The following is a 25,794-nucleotide window of genomic DNA, read 5'->3' as shown; positions in this document are numbered from 1 at the left end:
GTGCCTCTTTCGCTCGTTGCTCTCGCTTTTTCGTTACGCCGCGCTACGGGGGCACGTGGCCAATGATGGCGGTGTTTCGTAGCGCGGTGTAAGCGGAGCGCACCCGCGAAGCACCCCGCCAGGGGTGCCGAATAAGCCAGCGAGGGTTGCTACACCACCGTGGCCCAATCAGGGCGGCTGGCGCCGCCAACGCGGGTGCCTCTTTCGCTCGTTGCTCTCGCTTTTTCGTTACGCCGCGCTACGGGGGCACGTGGCCAATGATGGCGGTGTTTCGTAGCGCGGTGTAAGCGAAGCGCACCCGCGAAGCACCCCGTGAGGGGTGCCGATGAGGCCAATGAGGGTTGCTCCACCACCGTGGCCCAATCAGGGCGGCTGGCGCCGCCCACGCGGGTGCCTCTTTCGCTCGTGACCTCGCTCTTTCGTTACGCCGCGCTACGGGGGCACGCGGCCAATGATGGCGGTATTTCGTAGCGCGGTGTAAGCGGAGCGCACCCGCGAAGCACCCCGTGAGGGGTGCCGATGAGGCCAATGAGCTTTGCTCGATCACTGTGGCTTGATCGGGGCGGCTGGCGCCGCCCTTCGCGGGTGCCTCTTTCGCTCGTGACCTCGCTCTTTCGTTACGCCGCGCTACGGGGTGGTTGCCGCCATTCGAGGTGTTGCCGCGCTTGATCGTTAAGCAATGAAATGAGGTTGGTTCTATTCACCATTCATCACTGTCACGCCCTTTCCTTTACGGGTGTACATCGCTTCCAGCTCACGTTTGAGTGCGCTGCGGGCGGTTTGTTCGCCGTGCACCAGGTGGATGGTGTGGGGCCAGCGGCGCATGCGTTTGACGAAGTTGAGCAGGTCTTTCTGGTCGGCATGGGCGGAGTAGCCGCTGATGGAGGTGACGCCTGTTTTGATATCGTATCGCTGGTTGTCGATCTCGACCCAGCCGCCACGCGGGCCATATTGCTGAATGGCGCGGCCTGGGGTGCCTGCGCCCTGGTAGCCGACGAACAGTACCTGGTGGCGTTCATCGCCCAGCATGGCTTTGAGGTAGTTCATGATGCGCCCGCCTGCGCACATGCCGCTGGCGGCGATGACCACCGCTGGGCGGCCTGTGCTGGCCAGGTAGCTGACCGTTCGCTCGTGGGCTTCGTGGCTGTCTACGGTGTAGAGGTTGGCGAAGTTGAGCGGGTGGCGGCCACTGCGCAGGCGGCGTTGGGCTTCGTCGTCCCAGTAGGGCTTCAGCTCGCGGTATACCTGGGTGAAGCGGGCGGCCAGCGGCGAATCGACGATGATCTCCAGCGTTTGCCATAGGCTTTTGGGCAGCCCGCGTTTGGCGTTGCGCTCGGCTTCATGAATGATGCCTTCCAGCTCGTAGAGCAGCTCTTGGGTTCGGCCAATACTGAAGGCGGGCACCATGACCGTGCCGCCGTTAGTGAGCGCTTGCTCGATGGCCTGTTTCAGCGTGGCGCGGCGCTGGCGGCGGTCAGGGTGCTGGCGGTCGCCGTAGGTGCTTTCGAGTACCAATTGTTCGCAGCCGTAGGGCGATTGCGGCGCGGGCAGTAGCGGTGCGTAGGGAGCGCCTAGATCGCCGCTGAAGATGACCCGTTCCTTTTCGCCGCTGGGGTGCTGGTGGGCTACTTCCACGTAGCTGGAGCCCAGTATGTGCCCTGCCCGCTTGAGCTTCACTCGGGTGGTGATGCCGCCTTCTTCGGTTTTTTCAAGCACGGTGTGCCATTTACCGTAGGGCACGCTGATGATCTGGCTTTCCAACTGCTGCTGGAAACGTTCGATGAGCTGGACATTGCGGGTGAAGCCGATTTTCAGGGCATCTTCGATCACCAGGGGCAGCAGTTTGGCCGAGGGGATGGAGCAGATGATGGGCCCTTTGAATCCCGCCGCCAGCAGGTAGGGCAAGCGTCCTACGTGATCGATATGTACGTGGGTGATGAACAGCGCTTTGACGGTGCTGATATCGAATTCGATCTGGAGCTGCTGGAAAGTGTCTTCGGTGGTGTCTTCGCCCTGAAAAAGCCCGCAGTCGATCAGCAGTGAGTGTTCGCTATCGAGAATGAGCTGGTGACAGCTCCCCGTCACGCCCGTTGCCCCGCCGTGGTGTGTGATATCGAGCATGGAATTCCTTTTCGTGCTTTTTTAGCGTGCTTTCTTTGAGCGTTTGGCGTGTGGTGGCGTTATCAGGCGGCTGGCGCCGCCCACGCGGGTGCCTCTTTCGCTCGTTGCTCTCGCTCTTTCGTTACGCCGCGCTACGGGGTGGCACGCCTTCCCCCTCACCACTCACCACTCACCCACTCTAATCCCGGTGATCCTTGACGATCATGATGATCATGCTGAGGATGAATGACAGGAAGATAGTGATGATGGCAAACACGCTGCTGTTATAGAGTCGGTTTGGTTCTGTGGGGTATTCGGGCATCAGCGGGCTTTGTAGCACGCTGACTTGTTTGAGCTGGCGGGCGGCTTCCAGGCGTGTGTTTTCGAGTGCAGCCAGGGCACTTGAGTAGGTTTCCTGAGCAAACTGTGCCTGCAGCTCCAGGGTTTCATACTCTGCTGATACCCGGTTGAGCGAATTGCCGGTGGCCTGTGCCAGCCGATCGCGCTGTTGGGTTATCTGGTCTCGCAGGGCTTCTATGTTGCGCTCGACCTGACGAAGCTCGGCCGATTGGGCGCTTTGGAAGCTTGCCAGGGCATTACGTTGCGCCTGGAAACGCGCGAGGTCTGCTTCCAACGTGGCCACTACTTGATTGATACTTTCTACCGTACTGGTGGGAGACACCAAGCCAAATTCGTTCTGGAACTCCAGCAGGCGTGCGCGAGTATCATTGAAGCGCTCTTCTAGACGCACCATTTGTTGCTCAAGAAAACGTACTTGCTCATCGGCGAGCCGATGGCCCATTTCGTTCATGTGGTTTTCGCCTGCTTCAAGCAGAAGCGTGGCCAGATTTTGCGCAAACTCTGGCGTGTAACCTTGTACTTGGATATTCAGTACGCCGGCGTATTCGTCCAGCTCTACTTCTACCCGACGCAAATAATATTGATGCAGATCTTCAATGGGTGCAGCCGGATCACGCAGCCGAGCAAAAAAATCGCCATTTTCGCTGTAGTGCTGGCGAATGCCGAGCTGTTGGTCCAGCAAACGCAGCATGTCTACTGAGAGTAGGTGCTCGCGTAGCAATAACAGGTCGTGCGTGTTTCCTCCGCCGCCCCCCATGAGTGAAGAAAGACTGAACTCTGGAGGAGCTACCTGGGGGCTCTCCAGCACGACAGTGGCACGCGATACATAGCGTTCTTCTGCCCACACGAACCAGTAAAAGGTAACCACCAGAATGGCTAAAAAGGCAACGGCCCAGTGGGGTGAGGTTTTGATAAAACGACCAAAAGAAGCGTGCATGAATTAATTTGCCTTTAAACGATCAACAAAGCGCAGGTGCATCAGAAGCCCCACTGAGATGAGCGTGAGCGTAAACAACCAGAAATACAGCATGCTGGTCCCGTGCACGACCTGATATTTTTCAAAGAAACCTAAGCGTAGCGTTTCAAGCCCATGGGGGATGGGGTTCAACATCAGGTATTCCAGCAGCCAATGGGGCAGGCTGTTGAGCGGGATAATGACACCCGACAAAATCATCAGCGGTAGCGATAACATTCGAATAACCTTGCCTATTTCAGGCACCAGCGTTGCCGCAACCGATGTTACCAGCCCCAGCCCCAGCCCCAGGCTCCAGAGCGATAGCCAGGCCGCCATGACACGCACGGCATTGTCGGGGTACATGTCCAGGCCAAGCATCAGGCCGCCGCCGATAAAGATCAGAAATACCAGTGAGCGTAGCGCTCCTTCCAGGAAGTTGCGCACCAGCACCGGGTCGACTGGCTGCACTTGCCGATAGGCGAACAGGGCTTTATTCCCGTCAATCGCCCCCATGCCACGCATCATGCCTTCTCTTACCAGCATGAAGCCCATCAACCCCGCAATGAGCCAGGGGATAAACTCTGCGTTGACGATCAGACGGCCACCGCGAATGAAGCTACGCATGGCCACCATAATTCCCACAAAGGCGACGGGTTCAAAGATCATCCAGAACCAGCCCATGCGGTCGCCCATGGTACGCGAGAGCGCCTCGCGTACGAACATGGCGTACCACACGCTGCGAGTCACCTGCCAAGGTGTTCGCGCCCCTTTCGGAGCGCTGCTTGTGTTATCCATGTTTCCGTTTCTTTTGATGTCGGGAACGTAAATGGAGAAGTGGCGTGACCGGGGCGGCTAAGGCCGCCCTTTGCGCCGGGCCGCCGCTATGGTCTCATCACAGGTCCAGGGCGACACGGGTGGTGACGGCGATCTGGAACAGGATCTGAGTGAGGGTCGAGGCGAGCTGCAGGTTGTGCGTAGGTGCCTTGGGCATGACGAGGATTTCGTCGCCAGGGCGCAGCGGCGTGTTACGGGCGTGTTCGACGGCGCCGTTCTGGCGTACCAGCAGAATCTGGTCGCGGTCGGCACGTTCGGTGAAGCCACCGGCGCTTTCCACGTAGTCGATGACGCTCATGCCGGGGCGGTAGACGGCGGCCTGGGGCACGAGGATTTCACCGCTGATGAGCACCGAGTCGCTGATTTCAGGAATGGTGATGATGTCACCATCTTGAAGACGTATATCCGCAATACCTTCGCTGGAGGCAACCACCAAGCGGCCGCTGGGCTCTAGCTCACGGGCACGCTCGATGAAACGTTCGATCAGCTCCGCTTCTCGCAGGCGGATCTGGGCTTCCTGATCGGTGCGCGAGGAGGCGCCCAGGTAGGTGGTTTCCAGGCGGCGCAGACTGTCCTGCAGGGACTGCGCCTGCTGCTGACGTACGCTTTCACGCTGCAGCGAGATGCTTTCCACGGCGGTCATGTTTTCGGGTACGGCAATGGCGTCAAGCAGTTCGCTGAGGCGCGCATTGCGGGGTAGCGCAAACCGCGAGGGGCCGTAGTAGCTGCCTTCGATTTCCACCACGATGGTTTCGTTACGCTGGTCGGCACTGAACACCACTTCGTCACCGCTGCGTACCGTTTGGCCTGCAAACAGGTTGATGGGGAAGTATTGGGCAATCGGGCCGTCGTCTCGGTCGCCGCGTAGCAGTACGTGTGAAACTCCGCTTCTCAACCGGGCCAGGTTGATGATTTCGGCACCGCTGAGCTGGTTGCCGATCAGTTCGTAGCGGTGTTCGCGGTGTACGTCACCGACCACGGCAATGGCAGGGCCGCGCTCTTCCACCACGATGGTGTCGCCATCCTGGAACTGCGGGCGGGCGATGGTGCCGTTGATGAGGAAGTCGTAGAGGTCGACGGTGGCCACGGTGCGGTCGTCACGGACGACGCGAATCTGGCGGTAGCTACCCAGGTCCTGGTCGATGCCGCCTGCCTGGTCGAGGAAGTAGAGCAGCGAATCGTTGGGGGTGCCTGCATAGCGGCCCGGATTTTCCACGTAGCCGGTGACGAACACGGCCACGGGCTGAACGCCTTGCACGTTGGTGTAGACCTCGACGTTATCGGGGTACACCGAGGTAATGGCGCTGCGTACGCTGCCATCGACCTGTTGGCTGTTCTGCCCTTCCACGTTGAGCGGGCCGGAGCCGGGAATGAAGATGTTGCCCTGGGCATCCACGGGCAGCACGCGGTCGAACTCGAACGCGCCCCAGGCGCGCACGGTGATCTGGTCGCCGGGCTTGATGCGGTAATCGGCGTTCAGGCCGTCTCCCATGGCACCACGAAAGCCCCCGGTGAACAGGTTGGCGCCAAAGGGCGGCAAGGCATCGGGGTTTTGGGGCGGCGTGGCAATGGGGCCGTAGGTGCCGCTGCGCCAGTCTGCGCGCGGGGTGTCCTCCACCTGCTCTTGCTGCCCCTGCTGGCCGCCTTGCTGGCTACCCTGTTGGGGAAGAATGTCGTTGGAGAGGCTGAGGGACTGGGCTATGGCAGGCGCCGCAGTCAATGTTGCAAATACCAATCCTGCTGTCGCCAACATGCGTTTAAGAGGAACCAACGCAACGGTGGGTGAGGAGATAGATGACTGCATGTTAGCGCCCTCCTGCTTGAGTGACCAGGCGCTGATGTACCCAGCCGCTTTCGGTTTCGCAGGCGAGTGCTGCGCGTACGCTGCCACCGGGCTCCATCACTTGCAGCTGGCGGCATTTGCGCCCGCTGGCGGCCAGATACGGGGCATCGGCGATAATTTCTACGTTGTCACCCCAAGGGGTGCGGGCAGCTGTGTGCACACCACTGGCAGGCGATTGGGTGAGGAAGCGATTGAGTGCTTCATCTTCCAGAAGTTTGGCCGCATCGTCGGTTAGTACGTATTGCGGTGATTGTTGACCGCTGCCAGAAGGGTATTGCGTGGCACACCCACTGAGCAGGGTCAAACTGACCGCCGCCAACAGCATGCGAGCTGGCCGCGAAAAAGAAGTGGGGGTATTCGACATAGTAGATTCCATCAAAAAGGCACGCTACCGCCCAGGGATTCATACGGGCGCATTCCCTTGCCCTACGCTGTGCGGATGAATAGAAGGTTAACCTGAGATATAAAAATGCTCGGCTATTGTAAGGGATTAACAGTGCCAGCTCTACGTCAACAAGCCTTGTACAATCAATTAAATCTATTTAGCGCAATAACTATCTTCTATTTTTATAAAAAAAACGGCCTGTTCAAGGCCGTTTGGAATATACGTTTAAAAACATAACGTTATTTAGATATAAGCGCCTACGGTTTAGAAATCGCAGCGCCTTGCCCCCGATGGCAGCCCCACAGCACCACCAGCAGGAAGGCGTACATCATGACGCCGCTGTTATGCTCCAGAAAAACCTGGGAGAGCCCGAAATCCAGAAACGTGACGGGTAGCAGCACGCCCGCCGTGGCCACGGCGCGAGCGGCCAGATCGGGGGATTGCAAATCGCGGGCGAACATTCGCATGGGCACCAGATAAAGTGCCAACAAAATCACCAGCCCTAGAATGCCGCGCTTGGCGAAAGCATCGACGAATTCATTGTGAGCGTGACCATATTGAGCCGCTTCACGACTGATGACGCCTTCTTCACCAAAGTCGTACATAGCTTCGGCGTAACCGGTACTGCCCCACCCCGTCAGCGGTTTTTCCTGAATCAGCATGGCGGCTCCGCGCCACATTTCGAACCGCGACCCCACGGAAGAAGAGCGGTTTTCACCCGTGATATATAGCGACACATCGGTTACGGCCTGATGCACTCGGTGCTGCACGCCGGTTTGCGGCACGGAATACACCGCCAGCCCACCCACTACTACGGCCGCCACGACGGCTACTTTGAGGCGGTTGGAAAGCTGGGTGCCATAAGCTCGGTACAGCACCAGCAGCACGATGGGGAAACCTACCCAGCCGCCACGGCTGCCGGAAAACAGCGAGCCCAGTATGCCGCCCAACGCCCCCGCCAGCAGCAGGGCCACCCAAAGTTGGCGCTGGCGCTGCACCACGGCCCACCCCAGGCCTGCCATGCACAGTACGCCCAGCAGCATGCTGAGGTTACCGAACTGAATCACATGGGTATGGCCCTGGGCGCGGTCTACGCCTTCGAACAGCTTTTGCCACCCGGCCCAGGTACCTGCACTGAGTGCGCCCACGGCGGCACCGCTCCACAGAAAGGCCAGATTGGGCGGGTAGCGCAGTACCCAGAACAGCGCCGGAATGGCCAGAATGAAGCGGCTGGGCTTGTCGAAACCCTTGCTGCCCTGGCCATCCAGCCACGCTTCCAGCATGGTGATGGCCGCATAGGCCAGCAGCACGGCAATAATCGCAGCGTCCTGGCGTGTCAGCTTAGGAACACGGCGCAGGGCGATGAGCCCCAGGCCCGCCAGTAGTAGCAGTAACGCACCCAGCGAGTAGCCGCTGGGCACGACCAGCGCGATGGCGGCCAAAAGAAAGACGGCCACGCCGGTAAATAACTGAGGAGGCTGAGTGCCGGGATGTGACGAGGGGGGGTGCGTTACCAACATTGAAACAGACTTCCTTTCATGGCCCTGGGGCGGCAAATCATTGAGGAAGCCGATAGTAGCACAGGCAGCCTGTTCTCAGGGATAGCATAGGCTCACAGGCAACAGGGGCTTACCGATAACGTGGCTGCTTGCCAGGCGCTCACCTGGCAAGCATACGTTCAGGCGCTGGCGTGCTGCTGCCAGCGCCAGGTGTCGATCATCATGTCGTCGAGGGTTTGGGTGGCTTGCCAGCCCAGCTCTTGCTGCGCCTTTTCGGCACTGGCCCAGAAGGCGGCCAGGTCGCCATCGCGCCGGGGGGCGTAGCGGAAGGCCACGGGCACTTGGGTGGCCTGGGTAAAGGCATCGATCATCTGCTTGACCGACACCCCCTGCCCCGTGCCCAGGTTGTAGTGGCTGGCGCCGGGCGTTTCCAGCGCCTTGAGCGCGACGCGGTGCCCTGCCGCCAGATCGACCACGTGCAGGTAGTCACGCACGCAGGTGCCGTCCTGGGTCGGGTAGTCGTTGCCGTAGACCTGCAGCTCGGGCAGCACGCCTGCCGCCACCTGGCTGATGTAGGGCATCAGGTTATTGGGGACCCCTTGGGGTGATTCACCAATCAGGCCCGAGGGGTGCGCACCAATGGGGTTGAAGTAGCGCAAAATGGCCACGGACCACTCTGGGTCGCTGGCGCACAGGTCTTCCAGCACCTGCTCGACCATGGCCTTGGAGGTGCCATAGGGGCTGGTACAGCTGCCCCGGCCCATGGTTTCCACGTAGGGCGGGATGGCATCCACGCCATACACCGTGGCCGATGAGCTGAAAATCAGCCGTTTGATGCCGGCCCTGGCCATGGCCTGACACAGCACGATGGAGCCGTACACGTTGGTATCGTAATAGGCCAATGGCTGGGTGACACTTTCACCCACGGCCTTCAGGCCTGCGCAGTGAATCACCGCCTGGATGGGATGGCGTTCAAAAATGGTTGCCAGCAGCGCGGCGTCGCGCACGTCGCCCTGATAGAACGCCGCCGAGTGTCCGGTAATCTTTTCAATACGCGGCACCACGGAAGCCACACTATTGGCAAGGTTATCCAGCAATACCACTGAGTGCCCTGCTGCGAGCAGCTCGACGGCGATATGCGAGCCAATATAGCCCGTGCCACCTGTCACCAGGATCATCAGAGGCTCCGGTTAGTAAGCATTGGTGTGTTTAAAGCCCTTGAATACGGTCATGAAGATGATCTTGAGATCGAGCCACACCGACCAGTTGTCGATGTACCACAGGTCGTATTCGACCCGCCGCTGCATTTTTTCCAGCGTATCGGTCTCACCGCGCAGCCCATTGACCTGAGCCCAGCCGGTAATACCGGGCTTCACCTTGTGCCTGCGCATGTAGGACTCCACCAGTTCCTTGTAGTACTCATTGTGGGCCAGCGCATGGGGCCGTGGCCCCACGATGGACATGCGCCCCTGCAGCACGTTGTAGAACTGCGGCAGCTCATCCAGGGAGGTGCGGCGCAGGAAGGCTCCTATCGGCGTCAGACGGTTGTCGTTTTTGGTGGCCTGAGTGACGACGCCCTCTTTTTCCTGGTGCACTTTCATCGAGCGGAATTTGTAAACTTTGAACACCTTGCCGTTGGAGCCCGTACGGTGCTGCTTGAACAGTACGGGGCCAGGCGAGGTGAACTTGATGGCCAGCGCAATGGCAATGCATACCGGCAGAATCATCAGCGAGATCAGGCTGCCGACGATGATGTCTTCGGCACGCTTGACCACTCGGGACATGCCGTTGATGGGCGATACGCTGAGGTCGATGGCCAGGTGGCCCGCCACTTCGCTGGTGCGATGGTTGAGCAGGCGCATGTCCTTGAATTCCGGAATCAGGCGGATCTCTTCGGTATGGTTGCGCAGCGCGTAAAACAGGCCATGCACGGTGTCGCCCATTTCCAGCGGCACACAGATCCACACTTCGGCGGCGCCCGCATCACTGATCCGAGCGGCAATGCGCTCCAGGTGCTCTTGATCAGGCGCTTCATCACCCAAGCGCTCGACCCCCGCAATGGAGTGACCTTCCCAGGAGGCTGCCCGCATGCCCCGCGCCACGTGCAGCACGTTCTTGGCAGGCCCCACCAGAAACACGGGGCGCCGTGCTCCGCCACGAATGCGAATGCGCCGCAAGCCATATTGCACCAGCGCCCTGGCACTGGCCGCCAGCACGAACGAGAACAGCAGGGTCAGCCCCACCCATAGCCGTGAGTAGCGCTCTGCCGCGTGGGCAAAGTAGATGATGGAGGTGACGATGATGCCGATCACCATCCACACCAGCATCAACTTGGTGATGATGTAAAACGTGGACGAGATGCGCCAGCGTTTATAGCTACCTGTGGAACTGTTGGCCACCACCACCAGCAAGGCCATGCAGGCCAGCGCCAGAACGTAGCGCTCATGCAAATGAAAGGTCTCGAAACGCAACAGGTACGCCATTACCCCCGAGAACACGACAACGACGAAGTCGAATACCGGGAAGATGATCTTGGGCGGATAGCGCTCGGAAAAGATCACGCCTCTTTTCTGAGCCACCCCCGGTTTACTGTCTGAGTGCATAGTACGGTCTCTACTCTACGATCCAATTATTGGGCGCTATATAGGGCATGTCGGGCCGCTTTCAAACCGTGTTGGCACCGGGTGCCTCCACCGAGGCCGCTGGTGCCGGCTCCTCTCGCCCATAGGAGAGATAGAACATCATGGAAAGCATGGCAAACACGCTGTTGAACGCCGAAACGGAAAGCGATGAGGCCATCAACACGCCCAGCACACACAGGGTATCGGCCCAGCTATAGCCGCTCTTGCGCAGCGCGTAGACGGTAAACGCGACGAGGAAGACAAGCCCCAGCACGCCATGGTCGTAAAGCACACGAATGATATAGGAGTGCAGAATGACCGAGTAGCAGGTGCCATCCCCGGAGAAGCTGTACATGTCGCTCCAGTAAGAGAGTGCTTCGCACGTTTCCGTAGACATCGGCGTCAGGGGCTGTGTACCCAGCATCACGTTCCACCACTGCCACCCCTCTACGTCATCGAGGAAATAGAGCAGGAATCGAACGCGGTCGATGGACGCGCCCCGTTCCAGCAGGGAGCGAAAGGTAAGCGGCTGCTCGATGACTTCGCCATCTGCCCCTAAGGTGGCAATCGGCGAGCGATCTTCTTCCAGGGCTGGCATGCTGGGATGCTCGCCAGGAGCCGCGCTGCTGCTCAAAGAGATGTCCATGCGATCATTGACGATGCCGTAGGCCAGCAGCACCAGAAACGGGAAGAGCAGCAGCCATGGTTTGATAAAGCCTTTGCCTGCCCGAAACACACTGAAGAAATACACCGCGAGAAAACACAGAAATGCGCTGCGCGATCCCGACAGAAAAATGATCAGCATCACGGCCACGAACGAGACGAACCGCCAGCGCATCACGGGCAGCACCAGATACAGAAGCAGAATCAGCAGCACCAGCTCGAAATTGTTTTCCGTGAAGATACCGGGGCGCTGGCTGACCCAGGCGTCCAGACCAATCAGCCGCGAGTAGGTGTACTTGAGGAAGAACAGCCCTAACAGCACATAGAAGAATTTGACGACGTGGGCCTGCTTGAATAGCGGCTGACCGATGAACGAGCACAGCAGCAGCACATAGAAAAATGCCTTGTACGCTTGCACGTAATCGAGAATATGGCTGCCGCTCATCAGCAGCGCAATGGCCAGCGTGACCACCAGATAGCCGCCTGCCGCCAGTAGGAACAGCCAGGCTGAACGACTTTTAGGTGGAAACACCAGTACGGATACCCCCAGCACCGCCAGCTCCAGGAGCGGCGCGGCGGGCAGTATGTTGTAGTGCCAGGGCGACATCACCCCCACCACACCCAGCACCAGGATCACGGCCATCAGCAACATCGCTGCCAGCGGTTGTGCCTTGCTGCGGTAAGACAATAACGCATTGCCCACTGGGTAATGTCCTTGCATTCCTTGCTCCCAAACGCATCTCGCTAAATTGAATCCCTTTACCGCGATGGCCTACTTGAACAACTTTCTGAATACTCTTTCCACCAGCCCCATTTTCCACCCTTTTCCCCAGTGGTGGATCAGGTAGGTATCGCTTTCGATATAGCAGTACATCAGCTGCTTGCGATCATGCGCCTTGGCATAGGGGTTATAGGGGTAGAAAAAGTGCCAGGGCTTGAGATCGATATCACTGGCATCCTGTTCGACACAGGCATTGGCCACTTCCGGGGCAATCAGAAACGGCTTTTTCTGTTGATGACGGGCTTCGATCAGCGTCATGGCATTCTTGAAGAAGTGATGCCCTGCCACCCCGCCCACCACGGCGGTGTTCAGCCGTCCTTCATCTTCATAGCCCAGGAAACAGGGGCTTTCCAGCAGCGGCTCCAGCGAGCGTACGACTTCCATGTCCACATCGAGGTAGATGCCACCGTGCTCATGAAGTGCCGCCATACGGACGTAATCGGACAGAAAGGCCCACTTCTTGTTTTCCAGGCAGTATTTGATGAACGGATTGTCGTGATCGATGGTGGACTCGTTCCACTCGATGATCTCGAAGTCGGGCATCTTTTCTTTCCACGTGGCGAGGCACTCTTTATAAAGCGTGCCCATGGCGTTACCGCCAAACCAGCAGAAATGGATCTTTTTAGGAATCATGATTTACTCGATCTTGTTGCCGTATTTGATCAAAAACCGGGGGTAGTCTTTCAGGTAGCGCTTCAACAGCCGGTTCGGCTCTTTCATCATTCGGTACAGCCAGCGCAGGTTGAGACGGTCTACCCAGGCTGGGTAGTAGTCTTGCCCCTTGGCCTCCACGAACTGATCCAGATAGCCGCCACAGGTAAAGCCGGTGCCTTGCCAGCCCGCAGCCCTCAGGTCCAGCAGCAGGCGCTCCTGCTTGCCTGCGCCCATGCCCACGATGACGATGTCGGCATTGGCTGCCTGCACTAAGCTCTGCTGGCGCTCTTCGTCACTGCTGAAAAAGCCGGAGCGTGCGTAGCTGATCTCGAGCCCAGGGTATTTCTGTGCCAGCAGCTGCGACGCCTGACGGACGTTTTCTTCGGTGCCGCCCACCAGCGCAACGCGCTTCTGTGTGGCCTGGGCATGGCCTAGTACCACCGGGGCAATCGAGGTGTCGTCGAAGCTGGTCCGCTGAATCTTTTTGCCTTTGAACAACCGGGCATAGAGCACGACGGCAATGCCATCGGCGTAGAAGCGAATCTGTCGGCACTCCTGCTCGCTTAGGCTTTGCGCCACGACCCCTAGAGAAAACGGATTGATGAAGCTGTAATCGATCCCTTCTTCCAGGTGGAACTCCCTTTCGAGTCTAATCATCTTGGTTCACCATCATTGTTGGCTCGGCTTCGTGGCGTCATGACGAAACGCCAGTCGGTCATCATGAAACCGAACTTTCTCTTCACCACGTAGACCGCCACGCCATTCTGAATCAGCAGGCACAGCAGCAGCGCATAGGCCGCCCCCTCTGCGCTGTAACGCGGAATCAGTAGCAGCGAGGCAATGCCCCCCACCACCACAGACCAGATTAGTATATTCCGCGCTGCACGCTGCTGGTCGGCCATCAAAAGCAGCAAAATGACCGAGCCGGTCATCACATTCACCAGCTGCCCGATCACGAGAATTCTCACGACGCTGGCAGCACCGGTGTAATCACTGCCAAACAACGCCAGCACGGCGTTGGGCCAGATGATGAACACCAAGGCAGGCAGCAGCGCGAAGCAGGTCATTTGAAAAGCACTTTTCTGGGCAAGCAGCCTGAGCCCTTCGCCATTGCCTTCATGCTGGAGCCGTGAGAAACGCGGCCCCAGAATGCTGTCGTATACGGTCAGGATGAAGCCGATGATCATGGCCAGCCGTAGCCCCAGGCTGAACAAGGCAACATCGCTTTCGCTATGGAAGGCGCCCAACACCAGGCCAACTCCCCACTGGGTGTAGTAGAAGATGATGCCTACCAGCAAAAAATCGGGCAGGTGGCGATAGAAGCCTTTGGTAAAGCTGACGCTGTCACTTTCGACCAGCGCGCTGCGGCGGTACAGCCACCAGACGGCCCACAGCGCCACCAGCAGGTAGAGCCCCAGAATCACACCCAGCGCAGTCATCAGCGCCAGTGCCCCCAGCGAGATCCCCAGCCAGGCACACACCAGCACGACCCCGCTGAGCACGATGGAAATACAGCCTATTTCGAACAGGCAGGAAACGTTGGCCCTGCCCCACCCTTTCATCAGAAAATTGCACAGGTAAATGACGCTGTACACCGGCGACAACAGCGCGGTCATTCGCAGGGCCTCGACCGCATTGTCTGTCGAGGAGAGCAGCATTTGTGCCACGCTGGGCGCCGCCACCCACAGCACTACGCCCAGCAGCACGCCGACCAGTACGTTGACCGTCATGGCGTGCCGGTAAATCCAGGCGACTTCACGGCGGTTATTATTGGAGGTCGCGACCCCCATGTACTTGAGCGTGGCCCGGTCGGTGCCCAGGCTGGCAAAGACCTGCATGCCGATCATGATCGACAGACACAGCATGAAGGCACCAAAGGCCTGAATACTGACGAACGTGGCCAACACATAGGAAAGCAGGAAGGTGCCACCTGCGGCAATCCCACGCGCAGCCAGCGTGGTGAGCAGTTGGTTCTGCAGAATTCGTTTTATCATCCGTGACTCTTGGAGAAGTCAACTCTTTGACTTTGCGCGTAAATTCAGAAAGGCATGGCCATAGAACGCCACTACCTGATAAGCGTTATCACTAATGTAAGTGTGCTTAGCCTAAGGTATGAATCATACCCTTTTCGGCGCCTGCATGTAACAAGGTGGAAGCAGGATTCATAAATCTTGCCTATTTCCTCCATTGTCAATAGCAATGAGATGTGTTTAGTAAATACTGATAAGGCTACTGTACCTTGCTTCAGACGGCCAAGCGATTGGCCAACCTGTTCACTCACTGACCATAGGCCATCAAATAAAAAACCGGCCCCTGAGGGCCGGTTCTATCTGCTGTTAGGCAGTTATCCATTCAAGCGTTGGCAAAAGCCAGGCTTAGAAGTGGTAACGAGCGCCAGTCAGCCAGTATACGTTGTCGGTCAGGTCGCCCAGAGTGGTGTCACGATCGACGCTCGGCGCATCGCCGTCAGCGACCTCAGCGAATACGTCGAAGTTGCTGGATACTTTGTAGTATGCGCCAGCAGCCCAGGCGTTGCTGGTAGAATCGTTGTCACGCTCGATGTTGTAGTAGTCAACGTTGAACGCCCAAGGACCAGTGGTGAAAGTACCACCCAGACCTACGGTGTCGAAGCCACCGCCGAATTCAGTGCTGTCGTCACGGCCTTCGTAGCCCAGACGTGCAGTGAACTGGTCAGTGATGTCGTAAGAACCCATTACGCCGTACAGCATTTCGCCGTTGCCGCCGCCACGAACTACGTCGTCAACGAAGCCCACAGCAACAGTCACAGGACCTTCAGCGTAGCGAACACCACCCTGAGAGGCTACAACTTCACCTTGCTCAGTAGTTTCGATACCTTCCAGCAGGCCACGCTCGCTGTAGTGTTTCAGCTGCAGGAAGGCAGTGAAACCGCTCAGGTCAGGCGTGTAGTAACCGATAGAGTCGCCGCGAGACTGTGTCGGGTGACCAGCAAACTCAAGACCTTGGTCGATGTAGACGTCGAACGGCTTGGAAACGAACTGGCTGTAGAAGCTGTCGAAGTTACCGCCGACAACTGTACCGTACTGCTCGCTCTTCAGACCGATGTAGCTCTGACGAGTTTCACGGAAAGCTTCGTCGCTGCGACGCTCGTCAGCACGGAAACGCCATTCCAGGTGACCGAAAGCGCTCAGGTCAGAAGTAACCTGCTGGCTCATGCGCAGACCCAGACGAGAGAACACGTCTACGAACTCAGCGCCGTTGTCGATTTCACGGTCTTGAGAATCGAACTCGGGGCCGCCACCGGCGATACCCATGGCGATACGGCCGTATACGTCCAGACGAGTGCCGTCTTGGTCATATACAGTAGCTGCTTGAGCGGCAGCGGAGGCACCCAGGGCGCCAACGATGGCAGTCGCTAAAAGTGTCTTTTTCATGATGTAGGTTCCTTTAACTAGCTTACTGTTTCGATCGTTATTACTGGCCTTCGTAGAAGCCAGTAAGTGGCTTGCGGGCCATGCTCTTTTTCTCATCCGCCGGTTTTTCCCGGTGGTATGCGACATGTCCTCAACAAAGCCTTGTTATAGTCCAATGCTCGCAGGTCAAACTCTATACTGGGATTCCAAGGAACGCAATAGAAAAAAACAGTGTTTTTTTATGATTTGTGTTTTTTTATGGAACCCAGCCAAACAAAACCGGTCTCAGCGGCCTTCGAATTTCTGCTGCAAGCCTTTGAGCTTATCTTCAAGGCTAAGCGGTTTTGCCTGCTCGGTTTTTTCCTGCCGGGGCACTTCCTGACGTTTTTCCTTCCTCGGCGGCGGCGTTCGTTGAGCAGGTTTGGCACGCGGGGTCGGCGCTGTTTCTGTTGCTGTGGTCGCCTGGCTTTCGTGGCGCCGCGCACTGGCGTGCTGTGCCGCTTCCTTGTCGACTTTGCCTGCCGGATTGCCTTCCAGATCGACCCGTTCTACGCCTTCCCGCATGGATTTGATGTAGCGCGGCAGATTGACGTAGTTGGCCAGCGCACGACGCACCAGCTTGCCCGACCAGGGCTCACGCTCGGCCAGGTCGTGATGAATCCCTACTTTCAGCGGCTTGGTATGCCCTTTGAAGAAAGCATTGGGATAGCGCTGATACCACTGTTTCAACAATGCGTGGGGCGAGGGGGGCTGAGGCGCTTCAGCAGCAGGTTCAACGGCAGGCGCTGGCGTTTCGTTTGCTTCTGCCTGCGGTGGCACTTGCTCGGCTACCACCGGGGGCTTTTCCTGGTGCTGACGCGCTGCCTGGGGCTGGCACTCTTCCATGGGCAGCGGCGCTGGCGCTATCTGGGGTGACGCTACCTGGGGTGGCGCTGCTTCCCCACGTGCCAGCTGCTGCTTCAGGCGGCTGTTTTCGGCACGCAATGCTTCCAGCTCGGCGTTTTTCTGGTCGAGCCGTGTTTCGAGTAGTTCTAATAGTTGCAGTACGTTGGCAGCCATCACCTCCTCCTTTCCTTGCTCAGTCGTTGACACGCTCATATACCACGAAATCATAACGTGGCTGCCCTTCCGCTGGCTGGCCGGGTACGCGCTGCACTTCACGCCACTCGTCTGCCGAGAATTCAGGAAACGTTGCGTCGCCCGCAACGTCGATATCGACTTCAGTAATATACAGCCGCTGGGCAAAGGGCAAGGCTTGCTGGTAGATCTCGCCGCCTCCCATCACCATGATCTCCTCCGCCGCCTCGATAGTGGCGTGCTGGTCGGCCAGCGCCAAGGCAGACGGCAGGTCGTGGCAGATACGCGTGCCCTCGGCGGTGAAGGCCGTGTCTCGGGTCACCACGATATTCAGCCGATTGGGCAACGGCTTGCCGATGGATGCATAGGTCTTGCGCCCCATGACCAGCGGCTTGGCCTGGGTCATGCGTTTGAAGAATTTCAGGTCTTCCGGCAGGTACCAGGGCAGCTTGCCATCGACGCCAATGACACGATTCTTCGCCATGGCGACGATCATCGCCACCGGCACCAGCAGTTCGTCAGTCGGGAGAGATTGGCTCATACGGCAACCTTTGCCTTGATGTGGGGGTGCGATTGGTAACCTTCTATATGAATATCATCGAAGGTGAAGTCGAACAGATCCGTGACCGCCGGATTGAGCACCAGCGCTGGCGGCGCCATGGGCGTACGCGCCAGCTGCTCCTGCGCCTGCTCCAGGTGATTGCTGTAGAGATGGGCATCGCCCAGCGTGTGGATGAACTCACCCGGCTTCAGCCCGGTCACCTGCGCCACCATGCTGAGCAGCAGCGCGTAGCTGGCGATATTGAACGGCACACCGAGGAAAATATCCGCACTGCGCTGGTACAGCTGGCAGGAAAGGCGACCGTTCGCCACGTAGAACTGGAACAGGCAGTGGCACGGCGGCAGCTTCATTTCCTCCACCTGCCCCGGGTTCCAGGCCGAGACGATCAAACGGCGCGACTGCGGGTTATGGCGAATCTGCTCCAGCACATTGGCAATCTGATCCACGCTGCCACCTTTGGGGTGCGGCCAGCTACGCCACTGGTAGCCGTATACGGGCCCCAGGTTGCCCGCTTCATCGGCCCATTCGTCCCAGATACGCACGCCGTGCTCTTTCAGGTAACCGATGTTGGTATCGCCCTTCAGAAACCACAGCAGCTCATGAATGATCGAGCGCAAGTGCAGCTTCTTGGTGGTCAGCAGCGGAAACCCACGAGAAAGATCGAAACGCATCTGGTGGCCAAACACCGAGCGCGTACCCGTACCGGTACGGTCACCGCGATCAACGCCCTGTTCGAGCACAGTGCGCATCAAGTCCAGGTAAGGCTGCTCAAGCGCAGGCAATTCGTTCGACGTGGTAAGCGAAGGCGTTGTAGCAGTCACAAGGTTTCCAGATTAACAGCGAATATGAGGCTGTATTCTAGGCTCCCCTAAAGGCAACGTCTACGTTAAGCCCACCGCCGCCCACCGAGCCCTCATCGGCAACGCTCCTCGCGTTGCTTCGCGGGTGCGCTCCGCTTACGCCGCGCTACGTTTTCCACCGAAAGCTATGCCCCCCGTAGCGCGGTGTAACGACAGAGCGAGAGCAACGAGCGATGGAGGCACCCGCGAAGGCGGCGCCAGCCGCCCCGATTACGCCTCCAAACGGGAAAACGCCACCGCCACCCACCGTGCCCTCATCGGCAACGCTTTCGCGCTGCTTCGCGGGTGCGCTCTGCTTACGCCGCGCTACGTTTTCCTCCGCAAGCTATGCCCCCGTAGCGCGGCGTAACGACAGAGCGAGAGCAACGAGCGATGGAGGCACCCGCGAAGGCGGCGCTAGCCGCCCCGATCACGCCTCCAAACGGGAAAACGCCACCGCCGCCCACCGTGCCCTCATCGGCAACGCTCTCGCGTTGCTTCGCGGGTGCGCTCTGCTTACGCCGCGCTACGGGGTGTACTGCTTTCTATACCTTGGCGTCGATGGGCTTGCCTTTTGACCAGAGCATCAGGAGGAGTCCGAGAATAATCATGGGCAGGGTGAGGAGCATGCCCATGGTGAACCAGCCAAAGGCGAGGTAGCCGATGTGGGCGTCGGGCATGCGGACGAATTCGACCATGAAGCGGAAGACGCCGTAGCCCAGCAGGAACAGGCCGGAGACGAACCCGCGCGCGCGAGGCTTGGCCGAGACCCACCAGAGGATGACGAACAGCACGGCGCCTTCCAATACGGCTTCGTAGAGTGCCGAGGGGTGACGCGGCTCTGGGCCCATGCCGGGAAAGGGCATGCCCCAGGGAAGCGAGGTCACGCGGCCGGGCAGCTCGTGGTTGATGAAGTTGCCGATGCGCCCTGCCCCGAGGCCGATGGGCACGAGCGGGGCGATGAAGTCGGTGAGGGTGAAGAAGGCCAGCTGCTTGCGCCGGGCGAATAGCAAGGCCGCCAGCAGTACGCCGATCAGCCCGCCGTGGAAGCTCATGCCGCCATCCCAGACGCGGAAGATCCACAGCGGGTCGGCAGACCACTGCCCCAGGCCGTAAAACAGCGCATAGCCCAAGCGCCCACCGGCCACGACACCGATGGCGCAGTAGAACAGCAGGTCGCTGATATCATCCTTGGTGAGCCCGATCCGCGCAGCACGGCGGCAGCCCAGCCACCAGGCAGCAACGAAACCGACCACGTACATCAAACCGTACCAGTGCACTTGCAGGGGGCCGAGCGAAATCGCGACGGGGTCTATCGTGGGGTAATTAATCATTCCGTTTCTCTACGTGAACAAAAGAAGTGACAGCGTGCCGGGTGGCGATTACGCCAGGATGAAGCGCAGCCCCACCACCGTGAGCAGCAGGGCAAAACCATAGCGCAGCACGTGGGCAGACAACACGTGCGCCAGCCGCACCCCTAGCCGTGCAAAGGGAACGCTGGTGACGACGATGCCGATAAACGCGGGCCACATGACGAAGCCAGTGGCCCACGGCGGCAATAGAGGGTTGCCCCAGCCGACGATGATGAAGGTGATGGCACCCACGACGGCAATGGGCAGGCCACAGGCGGCGGAGGTGCCCACGGCCTGGGTCATGGTGGCACCGGAGCGAGACAGCCAGGGCACCGTCATGGCCCCGCCGCCAATACCGAACAGCGCCGAAATGGCGCCCACGACACCTCCGGCCACCGACATCGCCACTTTACCGGGCGCAACGCTGCCCGGCTTGGGATTCAAGCCAATGACCATCTTGGCGGCCAGCAGCAGCACGAACACGCCGAACAGTGTGCCCAGCACGGTGCCTGAGAGATTCCCTGCAATGAAGACCCCGGCAATCGCACCGAGCATGAGCCCCGGCAACAGCGCCATGAACCAGGGGCGGTGTACGCTGCCGCGACGCACGTGGCCAAGGGCCGAAGAGGCTCCGGTGACCACGATGGTGGCCAGCGACGTGCCCACTGCCAGATGCATGGTGATTTCTGGCGCGATGCCTTGCAGGCCAAAAGCGAACACCAGCACCGGTACGATGATGATGCCGCCCCCTACGCCAAACAGTCCTGCCATGGTGCCTGCGGCGGCACCGAGTACGAGATAACTGGCCAAAATGGCGGCAAATGTCATTGTGCGGGCTTCTCCAAAGCGTCAGGCAGCCATTTTTTGAGCATGCGTTGCAGCGTTTCGGGTTGATAGGGCTTGGCTAGGATATCATCCATGCCTGCCGTTTCGCAGGTGCCTCGCCCGGCGTTGTCCACGTTCGCGGTGAGGGCAATGATGATACTGCGATGGGCGGGGTTATGCCGCTCGAACTGTCGCCAGCGGCGGGTAGTTTCCAGGCCATCCAGCGTGGGCATGAAGATGTCCATGAACACGAGATCGTAAAAAGTGGACTGTTGCCGCTCCAGCGCCTGTTCGCCACTGCTGACACCTTCTACCTGAAGCCCTTGAGATTCCAGCATTTGCCGTGCCAGCATCAGGTTGACGGGGCCGTCATCCACGACCAGCACACGGGGCTGATACCCTTCGGTTTCCAGCACATTGTAGGTGGTGGCTTCGTTGACGCTCTGCTGCACGAAATTGGCCAGCAGCGAGCGTATGTCGGCCAGCCGCTCGCGCACATGGGTGACGTTCTGGCGACACGCCTCGGTAGGGTCGTCCTTGATCATGCTGCCCAGGTGTTCGAACAGGCTGTCGGCTTCACGCTGCATCAAGGTCAGGTAGCCTGACTTCAGCCGCGACTCTTCCCGTGCCCGCTCCCTGCCTGCCATCAGGTGCTTCAGCTGCTTCTGCTGGTGATGCAGGTCTTCGAGCAGCGCCTGGTCGGCCCGGCCCGCGCTCTCTTGCGTCGCCGTGGGTATTTTTTCCAGCTGTTCCAGCATGGTGGCCAGCCGATCGTTGACATGGGTAAGGCGCTTGAGGGGACGCTGATGGGTGTCTTCTTCCGCCGCCCATGGCTGGCTGGGAGCGACCTTCTGCCCCAAGGAGGCGACACGGCACTCCAGCTCGACCAGGCACTGCATGAAACGGGCATCCTTATATCTGGCCCGGGCTTTGATTAACATCAAGAAAGCGCCTACATTCATGCAACTGCCCAGCAGCAGGGCCAGGGTAAGCCATAATGTGGTCGACCAGGAGGCCTGGCCTGGCGACATCACCCAGATCACCACTCCCATCAACAGGCAGAGCAGTACGAGTGCGGCTTGCACTAACAGCAGCGGCCACAGAACGGGCCAGATGATGGCGTTCCAGAAGTGCTCTCGCTGATCACGTTGCATAGTGTGCGTCTTCCTCGTTGATATGAGGCTCTGTCGCGGCAGGTGAACCGCCTTATTGCTTTAGCTTTTAAGCTAAGTGTACGTCCACTCTTGGATGCTGTCATGCAGCACACCGCAAGGAGTCGGATTTCGTGACCAACAGGGGTCGTTTATGTGTTTGATCACCTTTTCATGGCGCCCAGGGAGTCGTTTCCCGCTGCGTCTGGCCGGTAATCGGGATGAATTTCATGCCCGCCCCACGGCACCACTGGCCCACTGGGACGGCAAGCCGCTGCTGGGCGGCCGCGACCTGGAGGCCGGGGGCACCTGGCTGGCGGCCAATCGGCAAGGGGTGGTAGCCGCGCTGACCAACGTGCGGGATACACGGCTGTCGCCCCCTGCTCACCCGCCCAGCCGGGGCGAGCTGGTCGCCAACGTGCTGGCCAGTGAGAACCCGGCCAAGTGGCTTAGGCAGATGGCCGAGCACGGCGCAGCCCGTTATGCCGGATTCAATCTGCTGGTGGCGACGCCCACCCACTGCTGGCACCTGCACCGTGGGCGCCATGACGTGACGCTGACGGACGTGGCCGAGGGGGTTCACGGGCTATCCAACGCCAGCCTGAACACTGCGTGGCCCAAGCTCCAGGCGGTGCGCCACGCGCTGAGCCAGCATGAGACGACGCTCTGGCGCCGAGCAACTCGCCAGGCGCTTCACGATGCCAGCCTTGCGGAGGACGCCGCACTACCCGATACCGGCGTTGGGCTGACGCTGGAACGTCAGCTCTCTGCTGCGTTCATTCTGGGGGAGGCCTACGGCACGCGGGCCACGACATGGCTGTCACTGAGCGCGCAAGGAGACGTCACCTTGACCGAGCAGCGTTTTGGGCCCCTCGGTCGGTTTCTGGGTGAGACCACGTTGGCAACGCCCGCCTACAGGGAGTATTAATCCCTGGGGGGAAGCAGGTGGGAAAGCTGCCACTCGTCGAAGCGCTGGTTGAGATGGGCATGTACCTGGGAAGGTGTATCCAGCTGCATGATCTCCTTGAGCAGCGTTTGCGCATCAGCCAGGGTGACACGCCGAATGGCTGCTCGCACCTTGGGCAGGCTGGGAGCGTTCATGGAGAGGCTATTGAAGCCCATGGCCATCAGCAGCAGCGCCCCTGCCGGGTCCCCGGCCAGCTCGCCACACAGCGAAATGGGTTTGTTCAGCCGCCGGGCATCCTGAGACAGCTCGACCAGCGCGCCCAGCAGCGCTGGGTGCAGCGCATCGTAGAGGCTGGATACCCGTGCGTTGTTGCGGTCCACCGCCAGCAGGTACTGGGTGAGATCGTTACTGCCCACCGAGAAGAAGTCCACCCGCTTGGCCAGCGCATCCATCTGATAGATGGTGGCGGGCACTTCGATCATGACCCCCACGCTGGGCCGCTCCACTTGGATGCCCTCTTCGCCCAGCTCGATGATGGCACGGTCGAGCAAGCGAATGGCTTCATCCACCTCTTCGACGTTGGTAATCATCGGGAACAGAACGTGGAGATTGTTCAGATCCTGAGAGGCCTTGAGCATGGCGCGCAGCTGCACCATCAGCACTTCAGGATGGTCGAGGGTGACGCGCATGCCGCGCCAGCCCAGGAACGGGTTGGCCTCTTCGATGGGGAAATAGGGCAAATCCTTGTCGCCGCCGATATCCAGCGTGCGCATGACCACCGGCAGCGGCGCAAAGCCTGCCAACTGCTCCCGGTACATGCGCATCTGCTCTTTCTCGCCGGGGAAGCGCTCGGTGATCATGAACGGCACTTCGGTGCGATAGAGCCCTACCCCGCCAATCCGGCTTTTCAGCATGGCAGACGCATCCACCGCCAGGCCGGTGTTCACCATCAGCGGGATGCTGTGGCCATCCGGGGTTTCGCTGGGCAGGTCCTGCTCGTGGGCCAACACCTCACTGAGCACTTTCTCTTCGGCAATCAGGCTGGCATAGCGGGCTTTGAGCTCGGCCATGGGCCGTACGAACAGCCGCCCACGGTGGCCGTCCAGCACCACGGGGGCGCCGTTGAGGCGGGGCAGCGGCAAGTCCATCATGCCCAGCACGGTCGGGATACCCATGGCGCGGGCGACGATGGCCACATGCGAGGTGCTGGAACCACGCACCGAGACCAGCCCCTTGAGCTTGTCACGGGGCACTTCGCCCAGCATGGCCACGCTGATTTCATCACCCACCAGAATGGCGTCGTCCGGGTAGGTTTCCGGGGTAGCGGGCGTGTCTTCCTGAAGATGCGCCAGCACGCGGCGGCCCAGGTCGCGGATGTCCGCTGCCCGCTCGCGCAGGTAGTCGTCATCGACCCGCTCCAGGTATTGCACGTGACGGCGCACCACATCGGCCAACGCCCCTGGCGCCCACTGCCCTTCGCGGATGCGTTTTTCGACCTCTTCCGAAAGCGCCGCCTCGCCCAGCATCTGCTGGTAGACATCGAACAGCGCCAGCTCCTGGGAAGAGATACGGTTGACCAGCCGCTCGGCCGCCGCGCGGATTTCGTCGCGGGTCTTGCCGATGGCTTCTTTCAGGCGGGCGATTTCATACTCCTGATCGCTGGGGATCAGGTCTGGCACGCTGTTGAGGTCGGCGGGCGGGGTGATGACCACCGCTTCGCCCATGGCCATGCCAGGCGACGCGGCCACGCCCTTGAACATGGCCTGGCCACCGGGCAGCGCGGGGCGGTTGAGGTGGCCAGTGGCCAGCGCATGGGCCAGCACGCCTGCCAACTGGGCCGCCATGGTGACCAGAAACGCTTCGTCTTCGTCATCGTAACGGCGTTTTTCCGCCTGCTGCACCACCAGCACCCCGAGCATGTGGCGCTGGTGGATGATCGGCACCCCGAGAAAGCTGCAGTAGCGCTCTTCCCCGGTGGCCTCGAAATAGCGGAAGTGCGAGTGTGACTGCGCATCTTCCAGGTTGAGGGGTTCGCTGCGCTTGGCCACCAGCCCCACCAGACCCTCGCCCAGTGGCAGAATGACTCGCCCCACGGCCTGAGTGCGCAGGCCGATGGTTTCCATCAGCACCAGCGACTCCAGCTCTTTGTCATACAGGTAGAACGAGCAGACGTCCGTCTGCATGGCCTTGCGGATACGACGTACCATGGTGGACAGCGCGGCATCGAGATTGCGCGCGCCATTCACTTCCTGAATCACGCGTCGCAGCACCTCAAGCATCGACGTTTTACTATTCACTGTTGTTTGCCTCGCTGAGGAAGTGTCCGGCTATAGCCCACTGCCGGCTTCCAGCAGTGACGCGCACGTCATCCTTCATTATCTTGTGCCAACCGTTGAACGCGGGGAGACAGCTCTCGTAACGCGCGTCGATAAACCTCTCGTTTAAAGGGCACCACCTGACCCAGCGGGTACCAGTAGCTGACCCATCGCCAACCATCGAATTCCGGCTTGGGTGTCGCCGTCATACAAATCCGGTTTTCCTGGCAGCGAATTTGCAATAAAAACCACTTCTGTTTCTGGCCAATGCAGACTGGCCTGGAGTGGGTACGAATCATGCGTCGTGGCAGACGGTAGCGCAGCCAGCCCCGGGTGCAGGCGACAATATCAACATCGTCGGCGGTCAGGCCGATTTCTTCGTGAAGCTCACGAAAAAGTGCTTGTTGTGGTGTCTCGCTTGCCTTGATGCCTCCCTGGGGGAATTGCCACGCATTTTGTCCTACACGACGCGCCCAAAGCAGTTGCCCCTGGCTATTGGCAATAATGATGCCAACATTGGGGCGAAAGCCGTCAGCGTCGATCACGGACATCACCTTCATAAATTTTCAGTTGTCCCCATTTTTCCACAAGGGAGTCAACCGTATCAATACAATATAACGCCAAGTGGTGAAAGCCAGGCGACTCTGCGATAATCCGGCGCTTTGTGTCGCGCACATCT

General features: G+C 59.5%; 22 protein-coding genes. 1 reads left to right on the top strand and 21 read right to left on the bottom strand.

The genetic code is table 11. The features are described 5' to 3' along the window. Positions 1-696: 696 nt before the first annotated feature. The 19 genes from LG409_RS06120 to LG409_RS06030 form a co-directional block, all read right to left on the bottom strand. On the bottom strand, positions 697-2,121 hold the full coding sequence (locus LG409_RS06120; protein ID WP_227407824.1) for an MBL fold metallo-hydrolase RNA specificity domain-containing protein: 1,425 nt from the start codon (positions 2,119-2,121) through the stop codon (positions 697-699). 178 nt (positions 2,122-2,299) lie between these two features. Next, positions 2,300-3,397 (bottom strand): chain-length determining protein, encoded by a 1,098-nt coding sequence (locus tag LG409_RS06115; RefSeq protein ID WP_096923265.1) that lies wholly within the window; start codon positions 3,395-3,397, stop codon positions 2,300-2,302. Positions 3,398-3,400: 3 nt separating this feature from the next. After that, entirely contained in the window at positions 3,401-4,210 is an 810-nt protein-coding gene (locus LG409_RS06110) for an ABC transporter permease (protein ID WP_096923266.1), read from the bottom strand. 97 nt (positions 4,211-4,307) lie between these two features. Beyond that, entirely contained in the window at positions 4,308-6,002 is a 1,695-nt protein-coding gene (locus LG409_RS06105) for a polysaccharide biosynthesis/export family protein (protein ID WP_422822545.1), read from the bottom strand. A 52-nt stretch (positions 6,003-6,054) separates the two neighbouring features. Then, positions 6,055-6,456 (bottom strand): DVU3141 family protein, encoded by a 402-nt coding sequence (locus LG409_RS06100; protein WP_096923268.1) that lies wholly within the window; start codon positions 6,454-6,456, stop codon positions 6,055-6,057. A 278-nt stretch (positions 6,457-6,734) separates the two neighbouring features. Beyond that, complete coding sequence (locus LG409_RS06095; RefSeq protein WP_227407823.1) at positions 6,735-7,997, bottom strand: O-antigen ligase family protein; 1,263 nt, start codon at positions 7,995-7,997, stop codon at positions 6,735-6,737. A gap of 158 nt (positions 7,998-8,155) precedes the next feature. Further along, positions 8,156-9,154 (bottom strand): UDP-glucose 4-epimerase GalE, encoded by a 999-nt coding sequence (galE, locus tag LG409_RS06090; RefSeq protein WP_227407822.1) that lies wholly within the window; start codon positions 9,152-9,154, stop codon positions 8,156-8,158. A 12-nt stretch (positions 9,155-9,166) separates the two neighbouring features. Next, the gene (locus LG409_RS06085) at positions 9,167-10,555 is read right to left on the bottom strand and encodes an undecaprenyl-phosphate glucose phosphotransferase (RefSeq protein ID WP_319799340.1); all 1,389 of its coding nucleotides are present in this window, start codon (positions 10,553-10,555) and stop codon (positions 9,167-9,169) included. Between the two features lie 85 nt (positions 10,556-10,640). Further along, entirely contained in the window at positions 10,641-11,981 is a 1,341-nt protein-coding gene (locus LG409_RS06080; protein ID WP_227407820.1) for a hypothetical protein, read from the bottom strand. 51 nt (positions 11,982-12,032) lie between these two features. Next, entirely contained in the window at positions 12,033-12,674 is a 642-nt protein-coding gene (locus tag LG409_RS06075; RefSeq protein WP_096923273.1) for a glycosyltransferase family 32 protein, read from the bottom strand. A 3-nt stretch (positions 12,675-12,677) separates the two neighbouring features. After that, the gene (locus LG409_RS06070; protein ID WP_096923274.1) at positions 12,678-13,352 is read right to left on the bottom strand and encodes a WecB/TagA/CpsF family glycosyltransferase; all 675 of its coding nucleotides are present in this window, start codon (positions 13,350-13,352) and stop codon (positions 12,678-12,680) included. After that, positions 13,349-14,689, bottom strand: a complete 1,341-nt coding sequence (locus tag LG409_RS06065; protein ID WP_144984569.1) for an oligosaccharide flippase family protein — start codon at positions 14,687-14,689, stop codon at positions 13,349-13,351. Before LG409_RS06065 ends, LG409_RS06070 begins: the two co-directional genes overlap by 4 nt. Positions 14,690-15,070: 381 nt before the next feature. After that, positions 15,071-16,108 carry a porin gene (locus tag LG409_RS06060; protein WP_144984572.1) on the bottom strand — a complete coding sequence of 346 codons (1,038 nt, stop codon included), beginning with the start codon at positions 16,106-16,108 and terminating at the stop codon, positions 15,071-15,073. Between the two features lie 264 nt (positions 16,109-16,372). Continuing rightward, positions 16,373-17,146, bottom strand: a complete 774-nt coding sequence (locus tag LG409_RS06055) for a ProQ/FINO family protein (protein ID WP_144984575.1) — start codon at positions 17,144-17,146, stop codon at positions 16,373-16,375. A gap of 19 nt (positions 17,147-17,165) precedes the next feature. Then, positions 17,166-17,705 (bottom strand): dihydrofolate reductase, encoded by a 540-nt coding sequence (locus tag LG409_RS06050; RefSeq protein ID WP_144984578.1) that lies wholly within the window; start codon positions 17,703-17,705, stop codon positions 17,166-17,168. Further along, positions 17,702-18,547: a thymidylate synthase gene (locus LG409_RS06045; RefSeq protein WP_144984581.1), complete on the bottom strand. Its 846-nt coding sequence runs from the start codon at positions 18,545-18,547 to the stop codon at positions 17,702-17,704. Before LG409_RS06045 ends, LG409_RS06050 begins: the two co-directional genes overlap by 4 nt. Before the next feature lie 563 nt (positions 18,548-19,110). Beyond that, the gene (gene lgt, locus LG409_RS06040) at positions 19,111-19,899 is read right to left on the bottom strand and encodes a prolipoprotein diacylglyceryl transferase (RefSeq protein WP_039183113.1); all 789 of its coding nucleotides are present in this window, start codon (positions 19,897-19,899) and stop codon (positions 19,111-19,113) included. Between the two features lie 48 nt (positions 19,900-19,947). Next, positions 19,948-20,745 carry a sulfite exporter TauE/SafE family protein gene (locus LG409_RS06035; RefSeq protein ID WP_096923282.1) on the bottom strand — a complete coding sequence of 266 codons (798 nt, stop codon included), beginning with the start codon at positions 20,743-20,745 and terminating at the stop codon, positions 19,948-19,950. Beyond that, positions 20,742-21,896 carry a response regulator gene (locus LG409_RS06030; RefSeq protein ID WP_039183119.1) on the bottom strand — a complete coding sequence of 385 codons (1,155 nt, stop codon included), beginning with the start codon at positions 21,894-21,896 and terminating at the stop codon, positions 20,742-20,744. Before LG409_RS06030 ends, LG409_RS06035 begins: the two co-directional genes overlap by 4 nt. A gap of 151 nt (positions 21,897-22,047) precedes the next feature. Between LG409_RS06030 and LG409_RS06025 the strand changes: the two genes are divergently transcribed. Next, positions 22,048-22,821 carry an NRDE family protein gene (locus LG409_RS06025; protein WP_227407819.1) on the top strand — a complete coding sequence of 258 codons (774 nt, stop codon included), beginning with the start codon at positions 22,048-22,050 and terminating at the stop codon, positions 22,819-22,821. Here the strand turns inward: LG409_RS06025 and ptsP are convergent. Together ptsP and LG409_RS06015 are read right to left on the bottom strand one after the other, a co-directional pair. Further along, positions 22,818-25,079: a phosphoenolpyruvate--protein phosphotransferase gene (gene ptsP, locus LG409_RS06020; RefSeq protein ID WP_227408094.1), complete on the bottom strand. Its 2,262-nt coding sequence runs from the start codon at positions 25,077-25,079 to the stop codon at positions 22,818-22,820. The genes LG409_RS06025 and ptsP overlap by 4 nt on opposite strands. An 86-nt stretch (positions 25,080-25,165) precedes the next feature. After that, positions 25,166-25,660, bottom strand: a complete 495-nt coding sequence (locus tag LG409_RS06015) for an RNA pyrophosphohydrolase (RefSeq protein ID WP_039183147.1) — start codon at positions 25,658-25,660, stop codon at positions 25,166-25,168. Positions 25,661-25,794 lie beyond the last annotated feature (134 nt).

This window comes from Halomonas sp. NyZ770, from assembly GCF_020616575.1.
GTDB lineage: Bacteria > Pseudomonadota > Gammaproteobacteria > Pseudomonadales > Halomonadaceae > Vreelandella > Vreelandella hamiltonii.
Note: the sequence above shows the minus strand (reverse complement) of the source record. Positions and strands in the feature narration are given on the sequence as shown.

What these genes read in the sequence shown, in the direction of transcription:
- LG409_RS06120 (WP_227407824.1), bottom strand. Translation starts at nt 2,121, where the DNA reads ATGCTCGATATCACACACCACGGCGGGGCAACGGGCGTGACGGGGAGC.
- LG409_RS06115 (WP_096923265.1), bottom strand. Translation starts at nt 3,397, where the DNA reads ATGCACGCTTCTTTTGGTCGTTTTATCAAAACCTCACCCCACTGGGCC.
- LG409_RS06110 (WP_096923266.1), bottom strand. Translation starts at nt 4,210, where the DNA reads ATGGATAACACAAGCAGCGCTCCGAAAGGGGCGCGAACACCTTGGCAG.
- LG409_RS06105 (WP_422822545.1), bottom strand. Translation starts at nt 6,002, where the DNA reads ATGTTGGCGACAGCAGGATTGGTATTTGCAACATTGACTGCGGCGCCT.
- LG409_RS06100 (WP_096923268.1), bottom strand. Translation starts at nt 6,456, where the DNA reads ATGTCGAATACCCCCACTTCTTTTTCGCGGCCAGCTCGCATGCTGTTG.
- LG409_RS06095 (WP_227407823.1), bottom strand. Translation starts at nt 7,997, where the DNA reads ATGTTGGTAACGCACCCCCCCTCGTCACATCCCGGCACTCAGCCTCCT.
- galE (WP_227407822.1), bottom strand. Translation starts at nt 9,154, where the DNA reads ATGATCCTGGTGACAGGTGGCACGGGCTATATTGGCTCGCATATCGCC.
- LG409_RS06080 (WP_227407820.1), bottom strand. Translation starts at nt 11,981, where the DNA reads ATGCAAGGACATTACCCAGTGGGCAATGCGTTATTGTCTTACCGCAGC.
- LG409_RS06075 (WP_096923273.1), bottom strand. Translation starts at nt 12,674, where the DNA reads ATGATTCCTAAAAAGATCCATTTCTGCTGGTTTGGCGGTAACGCCATG.
- LG409_RS06070 (WP_096923274.1), bottom strand. Translation starts at nt 13,352, where the DNA reads ATGATTAGACTCGAAAGGGAGTTCCACCTGGAAGAAGGGATCGATTAC.
- LG409_RS06065 (WP_144984569.1), bottom strand. Translation starts at nt 14,689, where the DNA reads ATGATAAAACGAATTCTGCAGAACCAACTGCTCACCACGCTGGCTGCG.
- LG409_RS06060 (WP_144984572.1), bottom strand. Translation starts at nt 16,108, where the DNA reads ATGAAAAAGACACTTTTAGCGACTGCCATCGTTGGCGCCCTGGGTGCC.
- LG409_RS06055 (WP_144984575.1), bottom strand. Translation starts at nt 17,146, where the DNA reads ATGGCTGCCAACGTACTGCAACTATTAGAACTACTCGAAACACGGCTC.
- LG409_RS06050 (WP_144984578.1), bottom strand. Translation starts at nt 17,705, where the DNA reads ATGAGCCAATCTCTCCCGACTGACGAACTGCTGGTGCCGGTGGCGATG.
- lgt (WP_039183113.1), bottom strand. Translation starts at nt 19,899, where the DNA reads ATGATTAATTACCCCACGATAGACCCCGTCGCGATTTCGCTCGGCCCC.
- LG409_RS06035 (WP_096923282.1), bottom strand. Translation starts at nt 20,745, where the DNA reads ATGACATTTGCCGCCATTTTGGCCAGTTATCTCGTACTCGGTGCCGCC.
- LG409_RS06030 (WP_039183119.1), bottom strand. Translation starts at nt 21,896, where the DNA reads ATGCAACGTGATCAGCGAGAGCACTTCTGGAACGCCATCATCTGGCCC.
- LG409_RS06025 (WP_227407819.1), top strand. Translation starts at nt 22,048, where the DNA reads ATGTGTTTGATCACCTTTTCATGGCGCCCAGGGAGTCGTTTCCCGCTG.
- ptsP (WP_227408094.1), bottom strand. Translation starts at nt 25,079, where the DNA reads ATGCTTGAGGTGCTGCGACGCGTGATTCAGGAAGTGAATGGCGCGCGC.